Source organism: Shewanella sp. SG44-6, from assembly GCF_014164185.1.
Lineage (GTDB): Bacteria > Pseudomonadota > Gammaproteobacteria > Enterobacterales > Shewanellaceae > Shewanella > Shewanella vesiculosa.
Genome location: NZ_JACJER010000113.1, coordinates 1 through 15,394, shown reverse-complemented (window position 1 = coordinate 15,394; position 15,394 = coordinate 1). Strand labels below are relative to the sequence as shown.

Below are 15,394 nucleotides of genomic sequence, written 5' to 3'. Positions count from 1 at the left end.
AAATTAAAAGGCGTACCGAAAAGCATGATCTATCGGATTGTGCGCAAAGGCGAAGTGCGGGTAAACAAAAAACGCATCAAGCCAGAATATAAATTACAAATCGGAGACATCGTTAGGGTTCCGCCTGTTCGTGTTGCCGAAAAAGACAATCGCAAGGCGCCATCGCCTAATTTATCAAGAGTGTCTCAGCTTGAAGAACGTATCATCCATGAAGATAATCATTTAATTGTGCTAAACAAGCCTGCCGGTATTGCAGTACATGGCGGAAGTGGTGTGGATTATGGTGTGATTGAAGGCTTACGCTCATTGCGTCCACAGCAAAAATTTTTAGAGTTAGTACATCGTTTAGATAAAGATACGTCTGGTGTGTTGCTTGTGGCTAAAAAACGCAGTGCCTTGAAGCATCTGCATGAACAATTACGCAGTAAAACCATGCAAAAAGATTATTTAGCCTTGGTGCGTGGCGAATGGCAGGCAAGTGATAAAGTGGTTAAAGCACCACTGTTAAAAATCACTTTAAAGTCGGGCGAACGCATTGTGCGAGTCAATAAAGAGGGTAAAGAGTCTGAAACCCGCTATAAGATTATGCAGCGTTACCAAGGTTGTACTTTAGTTAAGGCTAGTCCTGTTACAGGACGAACCCATCAGATACGAGTGCATTGTCAGTATGCTGGTCATGCTATTGCTTGTGATGATAAATACAGTGAGCAGCAATTTGATGACAGTATGCGGGCCTTAGGTTTAGACCGTTTGTTTTTGCATGCCGCAGAACTTAAATTTACTCATCCTGAAAATGATCAAGTTATGCAGGTTAAAGCGCCTTTAGACCCAGTGCTACTGAGTACACTTGAGAAGTTGAAAAGAGTATAAAGGCACTCAGCAAATAAAGTAGGGCATTATATTGAACAGTAAAGAGAAAGCTTTTGACCTGGTTATTTTTGATTGGGATGGCACGCTAATGGACACTGTGGGCAAAATCGTGTCTTGCATGCAAAATGTCGCTCAAGAATTAATGTTACCCATTCCATCCGAGCAGGAAGTGAGAGATGTCATTGGTTTATCTTTACCCCAAATTATGCCGATTTTATTTGCTGATCATCAAAACCATCAACAAATTATTGATTGTTATCGACGTCACCATCTTGCGAGTGAGCTACTTACGCCTTTATTCGATGGCGTCGAATTACTGATCCGTAATCTATTTGATGCGGGTTATCATTTAGCTATTGCTACAGGGAAAGGCCGACAAGGTCTTGATAATGTATTAGCTCTCACAGGGTTAGGCGATTATTTTCATGCGACCCGTTGCGCCGATGACGCACAAAGTAAGCCGCATCCTGAGATGCTGTATTCGTTATTGGCTCATTTTGATGTTACCGCAGACAGAGCCATTATGATTGGCGATTCTATTCACGACTTAGCCATGGCCAATAATGCTGGCATGGCAAGTATAGGTGTGAGTTATGGTGCCCATAATGAATCAAGACTCAATCTATTAAACCCGCGTGCTATTGTTGACCAGCCTTGTGCGATTCGTGACTATCTTTAATTTTTATGGACGCTGTTATGATGATAGTCGCATTACAGCATTGAAGATAAGTGTGTCCGACGCTGTATCGTATTCGCTTCTGTGTGATACTCAGCTTACTTCTGTGTTATGTCGCTTGTTATGACATCAAGTACAAACAGCATTATCTATCCCCATCTCCCTTTATTAAATTCGATATCAGTATTTGCTGGTTGAGCATCTGGTGCTTGACTGAGCACATCTACACCGTGCTGAGCGAGTAAATCTATCAGTTTAATTAATGGTAGACCGATTAGGGTGTTAGGGTCATCACCTTCTAAACGCTCAAACAGAGCTATACCTAATCCTTCACATTTGAAACTTCCGGCACAATATAATGGTTGTTCTGTATTGATGTAGTAGCGAATTTGCTCCACAGATAAATGTTTAAAATGAACCGTGAACGGTTCAACACAAGATAACATTTGTTGATTGGCACTATTGAATACTGCAAGGCCGGTATAAAAAGTAATAGCTTGACCTGATGCCGCGCTTAATTGCGCTATCGCATTGTCTACTGTGTGAGGTTTACCAATAATTTGACCGTTAATCAGTGCAACTTGATCCGAACCAATAATTAATTGCGGCACTGATTTGTTCTCTATTAGTTGGGCGCCTGCGAATGCTTTTTGTTCGGCTAAGCGTTTGACTAAAGATAATGCGGTTTCATCTTTTGCTGGCGATTCATCAATATTAGGGTTAACACAGTTAAACGGCAGCATTAATTTAGCTAATAATTGCTGACGAAAAGGTGAGGTTGATGCAAGTACAAGATTGAATTCCATTGGATTTGTTTCAGTATTTGTTGGCTAATAACAGAATATTAGTCAGTTTACTGTATTCATCTATGCAAATGGAGCATTTTTCTCGAGTAATGCTTGTGTGATTGGGTTGGGTTCGGTAAAATTTGCCAACTTTCAAATTCAATGCCGGATTTAAAGAGTACCTAAAGTTTGTTATTAGGTGAGGTTACCGTATTTTTACGGAAATTTTCTTTGACTCCAGCGTTTTCAAACTATAATATGCGCGCCTTATGCAAACAGTAAAGATACCGGTTTCAATTGATCCTATACGCGCTGCCTCTAGCGGCCTTCGTTATGAAGGTATCATTTTAGGCAAGCAACTAAAGCGATTAAGCGAGTTATGTGCCGGCGACTGTTCCGACGTAGTTGTGTCGTTGGAATGTGGCGTCGATTTACAGGGGATAGTCTACCTTCGCGGGAAGGCTGTGACGGAGCTCACTCTGCTATGTCAACGTTGCATGACACAATTTACTACTGAGGTTACGGTCGACTTTTGTTTTAGTCCTTGTAAGACTGAGGCAGAAATCGATGAGCTCCCGGATGCGTATGACCCAATTGAGTGTAATGAGATTGGTGAAGTACGTCTGCATCAATTGATTGAAGATGAATTGATAGTCGCTATGCCTATCATCCCGATGCACGATGATAATAATTGTAAGTCTGGGTCGAAAGATATAGTTGTAGGCGAGATCGAACCCGCTCATGAGGAGCGTCCAAATCCGTTTGCAGTGTTAGAAAAACTGAAGAGCAAGTAATCGTAGGAGACAGGTCCAATGGCTGTACAACAGAATAAAAAATCACGTTCAAAGCGCGGAATGCGTCGTTCACATGATTCATTGAGCACTGCTCAATTGTCAGTAGACGCAACTAGTGGTGAATTACATCTACGTCACAACGTGACTGCTGATGGTTTTTACCGCGGTAAAAAGGTTATCAACAAGTAATTTGTTGCTAATTGAATGACAAATCTGACGCTTGCGTTAGATGCGATGGGGGGCGATCACGGCCCCCACGTGACAGTGCCTGCAGCCTTGCAGGCATTGAAATTTAATACATCCCTAAAAATTATTTTGGTTGGCAATCAAACCGAAATAGAAAAATATATCCCTCAAGCTGATCCAACAACTTTATCCCGCATTGAAATAATTCATACCACTGAAGCTGTCACTATGTGTGATAGGCCCATTCATGCTTTGCGTTCACGTAAAAATAGCTCAATGAAAATTGCTATTGAACTGGTACGCGATGGAAAAGCAGCTGCCTGCGTTAGCGCGGGTAACACGGGGGCGTTGATGGCGATGGCTAAGGTATTATTAAAAACCTTACCAGGCATTGATAGACCAGCATTGGTATCTTGTTTACCTGCTATGACAGGCAAGCCTGTTTATCTGCTGGATTTAGGCGCCAATGTTTCTTGCGATTCCGAGACTTTATTTCAGTTTGCTATTATGGGGTCGGTATTGTGTGAAGCTGTTCATAAAAAGTCCCGGCCGAAAGTGGCATTATTGAACGTTGGTATTGAAGCGATTAAAGGGAATGACCAAGTCCAACAGGCTGGCCAAATTCTTCAACATACGGACCAAATTAATTATATTGGTTTTGTAGAAGGCGATGAAATTTATACCGGTAATGTTGATGTGATCGTTTGTGACGGATTTGTCGGCAACATCACCTTAAAAACCTCAGAGGGCATTGCCAAGCTATTAGTTCATCAATTAAAACGCGGCTTAAATGATGGTTTTTTTGTGCGTTTACTCTCCAAACTCATCGCTCCTCGCATACAAGCAGTACTCAGTAAGATGAACCCCGACCACTATAACGGTGCAAGTCTGATAGGATTGCGCGGAATAGTAGTAAAGAGTCATGGTAACGCGGATGAAGCTGCATTTTTACAAGCATTAAATTTAGCAGCAACAGAAGCAAAACGTCGTCTTCCTGAAATGATTAAAGATCGTTTGGAGTCGATTCTTTTAGACATCAATAGCTGATCTCATATATGCACACAAAAATTCTCGGAACAGGTAGCTATCTACCTGTGCAAGTTCGTAGCAATCAAGATCTTGAAAAAATGGTTGAAACCAGTGACCAATGGATTGTTGATCGAACCGGTATCTCTGAGCGGCGTATTGCTGCAACAGACGAATCGGTTTCAACAATGGGTTATCAAGCGGCATTAAAAGCGCTTGAAATGGCTGGGATAGAAGCCAGTGATCTTGATATGATTGTTTGCGGAACCACAAGTGCATCAAACGCATTTCCTGCAGCAGCATGCGAAATTCAAGCCTTATTAGGCGTCAAAAATATTCCTGCCTTTGATATTGCAGCTGCATGTTCTGGTTTTATTTATGCCTTATCCGTTGCAGATCAATTTGTTAAAAATGGTTCTGCTAAAAAAGTATTAGTCATTGGTTCAGATGTATTGTCGCGGATGTGTGATCCTTCTGATCGCTCCACGGTGATTTTGTTTGGTGATGGTGCTGGCGCTGCGATTATTGGTGTCAGTGATACCCCAGGTATTATTGCAACCCATATTTATGCCGATGGTAGCCAAGGGGACTTATTAAAATGTTCTTTCCCGCCTCGCGCCAATGAAAGTTCTACAGCGGTCGGTTTTATGACGATGAAAGGCAACGATGTCTTTAAAGTGGCCGTGACACAGTTATCGAATGTCGTCACTGAAACCCTGCGCCTTAATAATGTCGATAAATCTGAAATTGACTGGTTAGTACCACATCAAGCTAATTTTCGCATTATCAATGCCACAGCCAAAAAATTGAACATGAGCTTAGATAAAGTGGTGCTTACCTTAGCCAGGCATGGTAATACCTCAGCCGCTTCCGTACCCATTGCATTAGATGAAGCCGTTCGTGATGGCCGAATTCAGCGTGGGCAATTACTATTGCTGGAAGCCTTCGGTGGCGGTTTCGCTTGGGGCAGTGCATTAATTCGTTTTTAATTTTCAAATTATTTTTATACAGGTAACCGTTTATGGAAAATGTTGCTTTTGTATTCCCTGGTCAAGGTTCTCAGGCCGTAGGGATGTTAGCTGAATTGGCTCAAACTCATGCCATTATTGGCCAAACCTTTGCCGAGGCGAGTGATGCTTTAGGTTATGATTTATGGGATCTTGTTGCCAATGGCCCAGCTGAAACCTTAAATGAAACCGATAAAACTCAGCCTGCATTACTCACCGCAAGTGTCGCTATTTGGCGGGCATATCTAGCGTCTAACAAGCCTATGCCTTCCATACTTGCAGGCCATAGTCTTGGAGAATATTCTGCTTTAGTATGTGCCGGGGTGATTGAATTTACCGATGCTGTTAAATTGGTTGAGCTACGCGGAAAATTAATGCAACAAGCTGTACCTGCGGGTTCTGGAGCTATGTTTGCCATTATTGGACTTGCTGATGATGCTATTGCCACTGCATGTGCGGAATCGGCGCAAGGTGATGTGGTGAGTCCTGTGAATTACAATAGTCCAGGGCAAGTCGTTATAGCGGGTGAAAAAGCCGCTGTAGAGCGCGCAGCCGCTGCGTGTAAAGCTGCAGGTGCTAAAATGGCAGTTGCGCTACCTGTTAGCGTACCGTCCCATTGTGCATTAATGAAGCCTGCAGCCGATGAATTAGCTAAAGCCTTAATTGAGATGACATTTTCTGAGCCTAACATCAAGGTAATCAATAACGTTGATGTGGCAATGCCAACCGATGCTCAAGCAATTAAAGATGCGTTAGTGCGCCAATTGTATTGCCCGGTACGGTGGAGCGAAACTGTTGAGTTTATGGCGACACAAGGTGTTACAAAATTAGTAGAGTGTGGACCTGGTAAAGTATTAACCGGTTTAACAAAAAGAATTAATAAATCGATATCCGCTCAAGCGGTTAATGATGTTGCTTCATTCGCAGCATTAGTCGAATAAAGGAGTTGATATGAGCTTTAGCATTAATTTAGACGGTAAGGTTGCATTAGTCACAGGTGCTAGCCGTGGTATTGGCCGCGCAATTGCAGAGTCGTTAGTACAAGCAGGTGCCATGGTTATTGGCACAGCAACCAGTGAAAAAGGTGCCGCGGCGATTCAAGCCTACCTAGGTGACAAAGGCTTCGGGATGGTGTTAAATGTCACTGATAGCCAGTCAGTGGCTGATTTATATAGCCAGATCAAAGAAAAAGCCGGTGAAGTTGATATTCTTATTAACAACGCAGGCATTACTCGTGATAATTTACTGATGCGAATGAAGGATGATGAGTGGCAAGATATTATTGACACCAATTTGACATCATTATTTAAATTGTCTAAACCAGTAATGCGATCTATGATGAAAAAACGTTTCGGACGTATAATCAGCATTGGATCAGTTGTGGGTACAATGGGTAATGCTGGCCAAGTTAATTACTCGGCGGCTAAAGCGGGTTTGATTGGATTTACAAAATCTCTTGCAAGAGAGGTTGCATCTCGTCAAATAACAGTGAATGCTATTGCACCTGGATTTATTCAGACAGATATGACAGATGAGCTGACAGTAGAGCAGCAACAAGCTATCATGTCGCAAGTTCCGATGGAACGATTAGGGCAAGCACAAGAAATTGCCAATGCAGTATTGTTTTTGGCCTCGGATTCAGCCGCTTACATCACAGGCGAAACATTGCATGTGAATGGCGGCATGTACATGGTTTAAGAGCGATAGGTAGGTAACTACCTTCATTTGAGTCAGTGTTAGTGATAATTCAATGTCATTTTTTGTGGTTAGACCACAAAATCTAAGCTTGCATTGTTATCTAATTCGAATAAACTACTCGCAATCTTACGCAAGTGCGTAATTTGAATAGGAAAGAAAACTAATGAGCAACATCGAAGAACGTGTAAAGAAAATCATCATCGAGCAACTTGGCGTTAAAGAAGAAGACGTTAAATCAGCTGCTTCTTTTGTAGACGATTTAGGCGCTGATTCTCTAGACACTGTTGAATTGGTTATGGCTCTAGAAGAAGAGTTTGATACCGAGATCCCTGACGAAGAAGCTGAAAAGATCACTACTGTTCAAGCAGCGATCGATTACGTTTCTAAGAATCAGTAATCAAGAATTCACAAAAACAGGCGGCATTTATGCCGCCTGTTTTTGTTTAAAGCATTTGTAAACGCTCGTTCCATTTAATTGCACTAGAACACCCTTCCTTATATCTCTTTAGCTTTATCGCAATAATGGCATCGTGGCAGATTTTATTTAAAGGTGAATATCATGTCTAAACGTCGTGTCGTCATCACAGGTCTTGGTCTTGTGACTCCTGTGGGTAATGATGTCGAATCTTCTTGGAATGCCTTATTGGCTGGTCACAGTGGTATTGCTCCTATTACTAAGTTTGATGCGAGTGAATATAGCACTCGTTTTAGCGGCTCAGTCAAAGATTTTGATGTCGAAAAATACTTAACCAAAAAAGATGCCCGTAAAATGGATTTATTTATCCAGTACGGTATGGCTGCGGGTATTCAAGCGGTGCAAGATTCTGGCCTCGATATGAGCCAAGAGAATCCCGCTCGAATCGGTACCGCGATTGGTGCTGGTATGGGCGGAATGTGGTTAATTGAACAAGGTCATTCGGCTTTGCTCAATGGTGGCCCGCGCAAAGTGTCACCATTTTTTGTCCCTAGTACCATTATCAACATGATAGCGGGTCATTTGTCGATTATGTATGGCATGACAGGTCCTAACTTTGCAGTGACAACGGCCTGTACTACGGGTGTACACAATATCGGTTTTGCCGCACGTACTATTGCTTATGGTGATGCCGATGTAATGGTTGCCGGTGGCGCTGAAGATGTGACTAGTCCATTAGGTGTTGCAGGTTTTAGTGCAGCTAAAGCATTGTCTACTCGCAATGACGATCCCAAAGCAGCCAGTCGTCCCTGGGACAAAGACCGTGATGGCTTTGTTATTGGTGATGGTGCCGGTGTCATTGTGATGGAAGAATATGAAAGAGCTAAAGCCCGCGGAGCTAAAATTTACGGCGAGTTAGTTGGTTTTGGTATGAGTGGTGATGCATTCCACATGACATCGCCACCTAGTGATGGTGCGGGTGCTGCGGCGGCAATGGTTAATGCCATTAATGATGCGCAAATTGAAAAAGAGCAAGTGGGCTATATTAATGCACATGGCACATCTACCAATGCGGGTGATAAAGCTGAAGCTGCAGCTGTAAAGTCGGTATTTGGCCCTTATGCTTATGAGGTGCTGGTGAGTTCGACTAAATCAATGACCGGACATTTATTAGGTGCCGCGGGGGCGGTAGAGGCCATTTTCACTTTGCTTGCGCTGCGCGATCAACATGTTCCACCAACGATTAATTTAGACAATCCAGATGAAGGTTGTGACTTAGATTTTGTTGCCCATACATCTCGTCGCCATCAATTTGATTATGCTTTATGTAACTCATTTGGTTTCGGCGGCACCAATGGTTCTTTATTATTCAAAAAAATCGATTAGTTTCGTTAAGCTAAAAAAAGCGCCTCTGGCGCTTTTTTTGTAATAACACAAAGTGTATCGTTATTTATAGGTACATCTTGCGATCATCAGGAGGTTTTATGGCCGGTAAAGATAGACAACTTACACTACGTTTTTTGGCTGAGCCTGCAGATGTCAATTTTGGTGGAAAGGTGCACGGCGGTGCGGTTATGAAATGGATCGATTTAGCCGCTTATGCCGCAGCCGCAGGATGGAGTGGTAAATACTGTATTACGGTTTACGCTGGTGGTATTCGCTTTGTTAAACCTATTCACGTAGGTAATATTGTTGAAGTGACTGGTAAAGTGATTTATACCGGTACTACATCGATGCATATTGCTATTGACGTTAAAGCCGGTGACCCTAAAGAGTCAGAACGTCATTTAACCACCCATTGTATTGTCATTATGGTTGCTGTAGATGATGACGGTAATCCTATCTCAGTTCCAGAATGGATCCCCACTACCGCTGATGATATTCGTTTGCGTGATAGTGCTATGCGATTAATGGATATGCGTAAACGTATTGGGGCTGAAATGGAAGCCCACGTTAAACCTTCAGTTGTTTAAATAAAGAGGATGATATGGCCAAAGTAGCATTTATTGGTTTAGGCGTTATGGGATACCCTATGGCGGGACATTTAGTTAAGCAAGGGCATGATGTTACTGTGTACAACCGCACTGCCAGTAAAGCTCAACAATGGGTTGAACAGCATGGTGGTAAGGCTGCAGATACGCCAAAAGATGCAGCTAAAGGTCAAGATATTGTTTTTACCTGTGTGGGTAATGATGATGACTTACGCCAGGTCGTCTTAGGTGAACACGGTGTCGTTCATGGCATGCATGCGGGGGCAATTTTAGTTGACCATACTACGGCTTCTGCCGATGTTGCCCGTGAAATTGCTGCACATATTGAGCCGCTAAGTATCGCTTTTTTAGATGCGCCTGTTTCTGGTGGTCAAGCGGGTGCCGAGAATGGTGTATTAACGGTAATGATGGGTGGCGAGCTAGCGCATTTTGATACAGTTAAGCCTGTTATTGAAGCGTATAGTCGTTGCGCTGAGCTATTGGGGCCTGTCGGTGCGGGACAATTAACCAAAATGGTTAACCAAATCTGTATTGCTGGTGTGGTGCAAGGTTTAGCGGAAGGACTTCATTTTGCTAAAAGTGCCGGTTTAGATGGCTTGAAAGTGATTGAGGTCATCAGCAAAGGTGCAGCGCAAAGTTGGCAGATGGAAAACCGCTATCAAACCATGTGGCAAGGTAAATACGATTTTGGTTTTGCTATTGATTGGATGCGTAAAGATTTAGGCATTGCCCTCGATGAAGCTCGTCGCAATGGCAGCCATTTACCCGTAGCAGCGTTAGTTGATCAGTTTTACTCAGAGGTTCAGGCCATGAAAGGTAACCGCTGGGATACCTCTAGTTTACTTGCTCGTCTAGAAAAATCGCGTGATTAGTATTCATAATTTGTTGTAATAAAGTGCTATTACAGTAAAAAGCTCCGATTTTTATCGGGGCTTTTTTATTGACGATAAATAAGTAAATCGTCATTTATCTGCGTCCGTCTTTTTAATGCTAGTAAATTTATTGAATAAAAACCATCGAGTTACATGATGTAGCGCACATATTCAAAGTATTAACGCTGCTATTATCATTCCATCTAAATTAATTTTGCTTAAAGTGGATTGATTAACTAAGTTTATATTGCCCATCAATTTTAGACTACTTTATAAGTTGTTTAATAAATCGTTGGTAAATCATTTATAAACTAGGTTGTTGAGTAAGCCATAAGTAAAGTGTTGTGCTGCAGTGTGATGACCCGCGTCAGATAAAAAGAATGTGGGCATACGCTAAATTGGAGGAATGAATAGTGAACAATAAACTACTAAGCGCATTGTTTGCGGCTGGTTTTGCGGTAATGATGATGTCTTCTGCATCATTTGCTGCTGATCAGACGCTCGCAGAGTTTCACGTTGAGATGGGTGGTTGTGAAAACTGTCATGCTAATGAAGAACCGTCTGCTGATGGTGCTTATGAATTTGAACAATGTCAAAGTTGTCATGGCACACTAGCCGAAATGGACGAAAATCATAAGCCACATGATGGTGTCTTAATGTGCGCAGATTGTCATGCACCACATGAAGCCAAAGTAGGTGATAAACCAACATGTGATACATGCCATGATGATGGTCGTACAGCAAAATAAGCTATCTTTGATGGCAAAAAATACCGACATTTTGTCGGTATTTTTGTTTCTATTAGACGAATGTTACCGTGTTATTGTTGCTAGAAATATCTTCTTGTCGCTGAATAAAGAGTATCCAATCAAATTACGCTTATCAAAAGTGGTCCTGGCATAGACCTTTTCTGCTCATTAACCATCTAGGTAAGTAATCTCAATAACGTTTTTATATGACTTAGCCGTGTCAATTTGACTGGGCTAGTGGAGATAATGGCTCAAAAGCGTCACGTCATTTTTATTTTATTAGCTTAAAGTTAGGCATTCTTCAATCAAGTTAACTAGAATGAGATAACGTCAATAATCAATCGCCAATCAGTACTGATCACTAGTATTAAGGTCTATTTTTGATTGTTTTCATTATTCTTTTGACTGATATGCAGACGAGGCCATGGTTGTTAGTATTACCTTGTTTGAATATAGGTTTAGCATTGAAGGCTGTTGATTTAATCACATGGAGTGTATCAAATGTTTAAAGTCGTAAATTGGATGATAGTATCGAGGTCTGAGTTATTAGTCGATTTGCTCGATTGCCGATGGCCACAAGAGTTTTTGGTTAAATTAACTAAAACCCAGCCTAGCAATATGGCTAAAATGTTAGCAGTTGAACCGATTGTGATAGTTTTTTTTGACCTATCAACCATAGATTTACAACAAGCCTATCAATTACAACGCCTGATTGAACGTGAATATTGCTCTATTCATACTGTGTTTATCAATTTCCCTAAGCAGCTTGATACCCGATTCCTTATTCATCCTTTAACGATAGGGGTGTTTTATACTGATAGCAGCCTTGCAGAAATTAGCATTGGTTTAAATGACATAATGAAAGGTCGAAGAGTCATACCGCAGGATTTATTACGTTCTATGGTGGACGATGATAATCATGATGATAATGAGCAGTTAACAATCCGCGAACGTGAAGTGCTACAAACCTTGCTAACTGGCAGTACCAATTTAGACATAGCTAACCAATTATTTGTAAGTGAATCAACCATCAAAACGCATTTATATCGCGCCTTTAGAAAAATCGGTGTGTCTAGTCGTGGCCAAGCAATTGCTTGGGCGCAAACTCACATGCATGAAGTAAGGTTATAAGCACTTTCTTGTCGGTTAATCATATGGCGAAAAAACACAAGATAAAAAGAGGTATTCAGAGATACCTCTTTTTATTTTTGAGTGATTAACCAAGCCACAATGATGTTTTAGATGCATCTTTGATGCTAAGGGAAATAGTATCTAAAGCGGCTTCACTAATTGGCAAGGTTCCTTGCATCAGTTCATCACGTCTAAACCAGTGTAGGCTGATTTGCTCACCAACAGTCAAGCTTTGCAATTGCTGTTCAAATTGTGCTGTAACTTGTAAATTATCTGCTGCAATTAATAAATCACCCGCACTAAGACCCGCTTGATGGGCCGGACTGTGTTGGATGACGCTCAACACTTTTAAGCCCAATGATTCCGCTTTTGTTCTAGCACCAAAGCCAATGTTAAAGCCTTTAGCATCACCGCCACCTAAATCTGTGTTACCTTCGCTTGCTCGAAGCTTCATAGACACCCCAACCTGAGCCAGTAAGGCTTCAAGCGGTATATCATCACAGCTATTGAGGTAAGCAAATACATCATCACATGGACGTTTTAGGATGGTTTCAACAATCCGTTGATGGCTAAGCGGATCGGTACCGACACCGGTTAAGCCGTATTGTTGCCAAAGCTGACGCATAACATCGTCTAAACTTTTTTGCCCCTGGGTTTCAATGCGAAGAGTTAAATCTAAAAATAACCCAAACAGTGCCCCTTTGGTGTAATAGCTGACAATGGCATTAGCGGCATTTTCATCTTGCTTATAAAACTTGGTCCAAGCATTAAAACTTGACTGTTTTAGGGTTTGCTTAAAACGACCTTGACCTCTATATACTCGGGTCATAATTTGGCTAAGCAAGGTAAGGTAAGCAGCTTGATCAATACATTGAGATTTAAAGGTAATTAAATCATCATAGTACGAAGTAATCCCCTCATATGCCCATAGTTGCTCTGTGTAAGACTCTTGCGATAAATCAAATGGGCTAAATTCAGCCGGTTTAATTCGTTTCACATTCCATGAGTGAAAGTATTCATGGCTGCACAGTGACAAATAAGTGCGGTAACCTTTATCGACTGGTGCTTCTAAAGACTGAGGTAAATCATTACGTGAACACATTAGTGCAGTTGAGGCTTTATGCTCTAAGCCACCAAAACCATTGTCTAAAACAGTGGTCATAAATACATAGCGTTCAAAAGGAGCTGGCGTGCCAAATAAATTGATTTGGTATTCGCATATGGCTTTAAGGTCTTTGGCTAAGCGAGCCATGTTGGCTCTATGCTTACCACTTAATACGATATCGTGAGGCACGCCGGCTACATAAAATGTCTCTATGGTTAGCTCGCCCATTTCAACCGGATGATCGATTAAGTCGTCATAGTTTTCCGCGCTAAAATCACCAAAGCCGAATTGCTCGCCAGTGGTTCGAGTCATGCTGGTGGCCAAGGTCCAATGGGATAATTCAGCTAGTGCTGGTGTTGCAATTGTGACTCTATGAGATTGAGATTCCAGCCCTTTGGCGGCTAAAAACACACTACTGCCATTGAAGAAGCCATGATTAGTGTCCAAATGTGCAGTGCGGACAGACAAGTCCCAAGCATAAATTTGGTAGCATAAGCTAATATGGCTACCCTGATTATTTAACTGCCAGGTTTGTTTGTCTAATTGAGTAACGGATAGCGGTTGTTGATTTTCTTTAGCATCAATGTCAATTATGTTTTTAGCAAAATCGCGGATCATGTAGCTACCGGGTAGCCAAGCGGGTAAACAAAAAACTTGTGATGGAGATGCTTCAGAGACAGTTAACGTGACTTCAAATAAGTGTGCTTTTGGATCGATCGCATGGATATGGTAATGCATAAAGAATTCCGAATAAGTAGGCGAGTCACAATCAAAACGATTGAGCTATAATCGACAATGCTGCCAAAAATGCCGACGTTAAGCAAACGAATCCCATTTTGAGCAAAAGATTATCCATAATGAGCGGTTTTACTGGAGTGATAGTTCAAAGAATTGATAGTATTATCAAAAGCAACAATGCAGTTATTTAATGAGGGCCCCAAAATGGCTGAAGAAACCATATTTAGCAAAATTATTCGTCGTGAAATTCCAGCGGATATTTTATATCAAGATGATTTAGTTACTGCATTTAGGGATATTGCACCGCAAGCTCCTACCCATATTTTGATTATTCCTAACCATCTAATCGCCACGACTAATGACGTTAAGGCCTCTGATGAACAAGCATTAGGCCGGATGATGACGGTCGCGGCTAAACTTGCTGATGAAGCCGGTATTGCACAAGACGGTTATCGATTAATTATGAATTGTAATAAACACGCTGGCCAAGAGGTTTATCATATCCATATACATCTTTTGGGCGGTAAGCCGTTAGGCCCAATGCTGAGTCGTGACTAATGAAAATCAATAGCGATTTTTTTCCGTTAACCGAAGTGGCCAGTCGATTTGTTAATCAGTTAGCTCAATGCCGCCGTTTAGGGCTTACTGTCCAAGAGGCCAGTGAGCATCACGTGCTTATTGAGTTACCTTACAGCCAAGACATCATTGGTTATCCTGACACCGGGGTGATCCATGGCGGGGTGATTACCACCCTAATAGACACCGCCTGTGGCACGGCAGTGGTATGTGCAATTTTAAAAAAATATCAATCGTTAGAATTGTCACCGACACTGGATTTACGGGTCGATTACATGAAACCTGCTGAGCCGCATAAATCGGTTTATGGGTTTGCAGAATGCTATCGATTATCGCCAAGCGTGGCTTTTACCCGCGCGATAGCTTACCAAGACAGTATTGATGAACCTATTGCTCACGCTGTGGGATCGTTTATGCGCATTAGCCCAGAAATGGTTGGTGAATCGTTTCGGCAAGCATTAATGGGTAATTTGCCGGAGACGAAATCATGAGTGAGCCAAGCAATATCAGTACGCAAACGGGTTTAGATGTTCAAGATGTGGTCAAACGGGCCATAGAGTTAAATGACTATAGTTATCTTCTTGAAAAAGTACCTTACTCACAATTTATAGGTATGTCTGTGGCGCGTTTTGGCGATGAAATGGTATTTAAATTACCCGCTAAAGATGACAATATTGGTAATCCTATATTACCTGCTATTCACGGTGGTGTGCTTGCTGGGTTTATGGAAATGTCAGCTATTGTGCAGTTAATGGTGTTTATGCAAGCTAAGAAA

19 protein-coding genes are annotated in these 15,394 nt (G+C 41.8%); 17 read left to right on the top strand and 2 right to left on the bottom strand.

Translation table 11 applies throughout. The annotated features are described in order from the left end of the window. The coding region (gene rluC / locus H5185_RS17025; RefSeq protein WP_182742691.1) for a 23S rRNA pseudouridine(955/2504/2580) synthase RluC at positions 1-870 on the top strand (870 nt) is incomplete at its 5' end. Positions 871-901: 31 nt separating this feature from the next. Continuing rightward, the gene (locus H5185_RS17020) at positions 902-1,549 is read left to right on the top strand and encodes an HAD-IA family hydrolase (RefSeq protein WP_220494488.1); all 648 of its coding nucleotides are present in this window, start codon (positions 902-904) and stop codon (positions 1,547-1,549) included. Between the two features lie 146 nt (positions 1,550-1,695). Here H5185_RS17020 and H5185_RS17015 read toward each other — a convergent pair whose 3' ends face one another. Continuing rightward, positions 1,696-2,352, bottom strand: a complete 657-nt coding sequence (locus H5185_RS17015; protein ID WP_182742690.1) for a nucleoside triphosphate pyrophosphatase — start codon at positions 2,350-2,352, stop codon at positions 1,696-1,698. Positions 2,353-2,600: 248 nt separating this feature from the next. On the opposite strand from H5185_RS17015, the gene yceD reads away from it, so the two are divergent. From yceD to H5185_RS16955, 12 genes are all read left to right on the top strand, one after another. Continuing rightward, a complete protein-coding gene (gene yceD, locus H5185_RS17010) occupies positions 2,601-3,125 on the top strand; it encodes a 23S rRNA accumulation protein YceD (protein WP_124015733.1) in 525 nt (174 codons plus the stop codon). 18 nt (positions 3,126-3,143) lie between these two features. Further along, positions 3,144-3,314 (top strand): 50S ribosomal protein L32, encoded by a 171-nt coding sequence (rpmF, locus tag H5185_RS17005; protein WP_011636967.1) that lies wholly within the window; start codon positions 3,144-3,146, stop codon positions 3,312-3,314. Positions 3,315-3,329: 15 nt separating this feature from the next. Further along, the gene (plsX, locus tag H5185_RS17000; RefSeq protein ID WP_182696938.1) at positions 3,330-4,358 is read left to right on the top strand and encodes a phosphate acyltransferase PlsX; all 1,029 of its coding nucleotides are present in this window, start codon (positions 3,330-3,332) and stop codon (positions 4,356-4,358) included. Positions 4,359-4,366: 8 nt separating this feature from the next. Further along, positions 4,367-5,326, top strand: coding sequence for a beta-ketoacyl-ACP synthase III (locus H5185_RS16995; protein ID WP_124015735.1), 960 nt, complete (start codon positions 4,367-4,369; stop codon positions 5,324-5,326). A 32-nt stretch (positions 5,327-5,358) separates the two neighbouring features. Continuing rightward, positions 5,359-6,285 carry an ACP S-malonyltransferase gene (gene fabD, locus H5185_RS16990; RefSeq protein ID WP_182742689.1) on the top strand — a complete coding sequence of 309 codons (927 nt, stop codon included), beginning with the start codon at positions 5,359-5,361 and terminating at the stop codon, positions 6,283-6,285. 10 nt (positions 6,286-6,295) lie between these two features. Further along, complete coding sequence (gene fabG / locus H5185_RS16985; protein ID WP_011636971.1) at positions 6,296-7,042, top strand: 3-oxoacyl-ACP reductase FabG; 747 nt, start codon at positions 6,296-6,298, stop codon at positions 7,040-7,042. A gap of 163 nt (positions 7,043-7,205) precedes the next feature. After that, positions 7,206-7,439, top strand: a complete 234-nt coding sequence (gene acpP / locus H5185_RS16980; RefSeq protein ID WP_011496723.1) for an acyl carrier protein — start codon at positions 7,206-7,208, stop codon at positions 7,437-7,439. Between the two features lie 162 nt (positions 7,440-7,601). After that, on the top strand, positions 7,602-8,843 hold the full coding sequence (gene fabF / locus H5185_RS16975) for a beta-ketoacyl-ACP synthase II (RefSeq protein WP_182742688.1): 1,242 nt from the start codon (positions 7,602-7,604) through the stop codon (positions 8,841-8,843). A 98-nt stretch (positions 8,844-8,941) separates the two neighbouring features. Continuing rightward, positions 8,942-9,430 (top strand): acyl-CoA thioesterase, encoded by a 489-nt coding sequence (locus tag H5185_RS16970; protein ID WP_124015738.1) that lies wholly within the window; start codon positions 8,942-8,944, stop codon positions 9,428-9,430. Positions 9,431-9,444: 14 nt separating this feature from the next. Further along, entirely contained in the window at positions 9,445-10,320 is an 876-nt protein-coding gene (locus tag H5185_RS16965; RefSeq protein ID WP_182742687.1) for an NAD(P)-dependent oxidoreductase, read from the top strand. Between the two features lie 413 nt (positions 10,321-10,733). Continuing rightward, positions 10,734-11,069 carry a tetraheme c-type cytochrome CctA gene (locus tag H5185_RS16960; RefSeq protein WP_124015740.1) on the top strand — a complete coding sequence of 112 codons (336 nt, stop codon included), beginning with the start codon at positions 10,734-10,736 and terminating at the stop codon, positions 11,067-11,069. 501 nt (positions 11,070-11,570) lie between these two features. Further along, on the top strand, positions 11,571-12,200 hold the full coding sequence (locus H5185_RS16955) for a LuxR C-terminal-related transcriptional regulator (protein WP_124015741.1): 630 nt from the start codon (positions 11,571-11,573) through the stop codon (positions 12,198-12,200). An 85-nt stretch (positions 12,201-12,285) separates the two neighbouring features. Here the strand turns inward: H5185_RS16955 and H5185_RS16950 are convergent, their stop codons facing one another. Continuing rightward, on the bottom strand, positions 12,286-14,043 hold the full coding sequence (locus tag H5185_RS16950; protein ID WP_182742686.1) for a M61 family metallopeptidase: 1,758 nt from the start codon (positions 14,041-14,043) through the stop codon (positions 12,286-12,288). Between the two features lie 204 nt (positions 14,044-14,247). Here H5185_RS16950 and hinT point away from each other — a divergent pair, with 204 nt between their 5' ends. The 3 genes from hinT to H5185_RS16935 form a co-directional block, all read left to right on the top strand. Beyond that, positions 14,248-14,601, top strand: coding sequence for a purine nucleoside phosphoramidase (hinT, locus tag H5185_RS16945; RefSeq protein ID WP_124015743.1), 354 nt, complete (start codon positions 14,248-14,250; stop codon positions 14,599-14,601). Beyond that, on the top strand, positions 14,601-15,110 hold the full coding sequence (locus tag H5185_RS16940; RefSeq protein ID WP_124015744.1) for a PaaI family thioesterase: 510 nt from the start codon (positions 14,601-14,603) through the stop codon (positions 15,108-15,110). The genes hinT and H5185_RS16940 overlap by 1 nt, the downstream gene beginning before the upstream one ends. Continuing rightward, positions 15,107-15,394 (top strand): PaaI family thioesterase (locus tag H5185_RS16935; RefSeq protein WP_404948467.1); only part of this gene is annotated, 288 nt, incomplete at its 3' end. The genes H5185_RS16940 and H5185_RS16935, both read left to right, overlap by 4 nt.

Bases quoted from the DNA above. Each gene is read 5' to 3' on its own strand.
- H5185_RS17015 (WP_182742690.1), bottom strand. From the start codon at position 2,352: ATGGAATTCAATCTTGTACTTGCATCAACCTCACCTTTTCGTCAGCAA.
- yceD (WP_124015733.1), top strand. From the start codon at position 2,601: ATGCAAACAGTAAAGATACCGGTTTCAATTGATCCTATACGCGCTGCC.
- rpmF (WP_011636967.1), top strand. From the start codon at position 3,144: ATGGCTGTACAACAGAATAAAAAATCACGTTCAAAGCGCGGAATGCGT.
- plsX (WP_182696938.1), top strand. From the start codon at position 3,330: ATGACAAATCTGACGCTTGCGTTAGATGCGATGGGGGGCGATCACGGC.
- H5185_RS16995 (WP_124015735.1), top strand. From the start codon at position 4,367: ATGCACACAAAAATTCTCGGAACAGGTAGCTATCTACCTGTGCAAGTT.
- fabD (WP_182742689.1), top strand. From the start codon at position 5,359: ATGGAAAATGTTGCTTTTGTATTCCCTGGTCAAGGTTCTCAGGCCGTA.
- fabG (WP_011636971.1), top strand. From the start codon at position 6,296: ATGAGCTTTAGCATTAATTTAGACGGTAAGGTTGCATTAGTCACAGGT.
- acpP (WP_011496723.1), top strand. From the start codon at position 7,206: ATGAGCAACATCGAAGAACGTGTAAAGAAAATCATCATCGAGCAACTT.
- fabF (WP_182742688.1), top strand. From the start codon at position 7,602: ATGTCTAAACGTCGTGTCGTCATCACAGGTCTTGGTCTTGTGACTCCT.
- H5185_RS16970 (WP_124015738.1), top strand. From the start codon at position 8,942: ATGGCCGGTAAAGATAGACAACTTACACTACGTTTTTTGGCTGAGCCT.
- H5185_RS16965 (WP_182742687.1), top strand. From the start codon at position 9,445: ATGGCCAAAGTAGCATTTATTGGTTTAGGCGTTATGGGATACCCTATG.
- H5185_RS16955 (WP_124015741.1), top strand. From the start codon at position 11,571: ATGTTTAAAGTCGTAAATTGGATGATAGTATCGAGGTCTGAGTTATTA.
- H5185_RS16950 (WP_182742686.1), bottom strand. From the start codon at position 14,043: ATGCATTACCATATCCATGCGATCGATCCAAAAGCACACTTATTTGAA.
- hinT (WP_124015743.1), top strand. From the start codon at position 14,248: ATGGCTGAAGAAACCATATTTAGCAAAATTATTCGTCGTGAAATTCCA.
- H5185_RS16940 (WP_124015744.1), top strand. From the start codon at position 14,601: ATGAAAATCAATAGCGATTTTTTTCCGTTAACCGAAGTGGCCAGTCGA.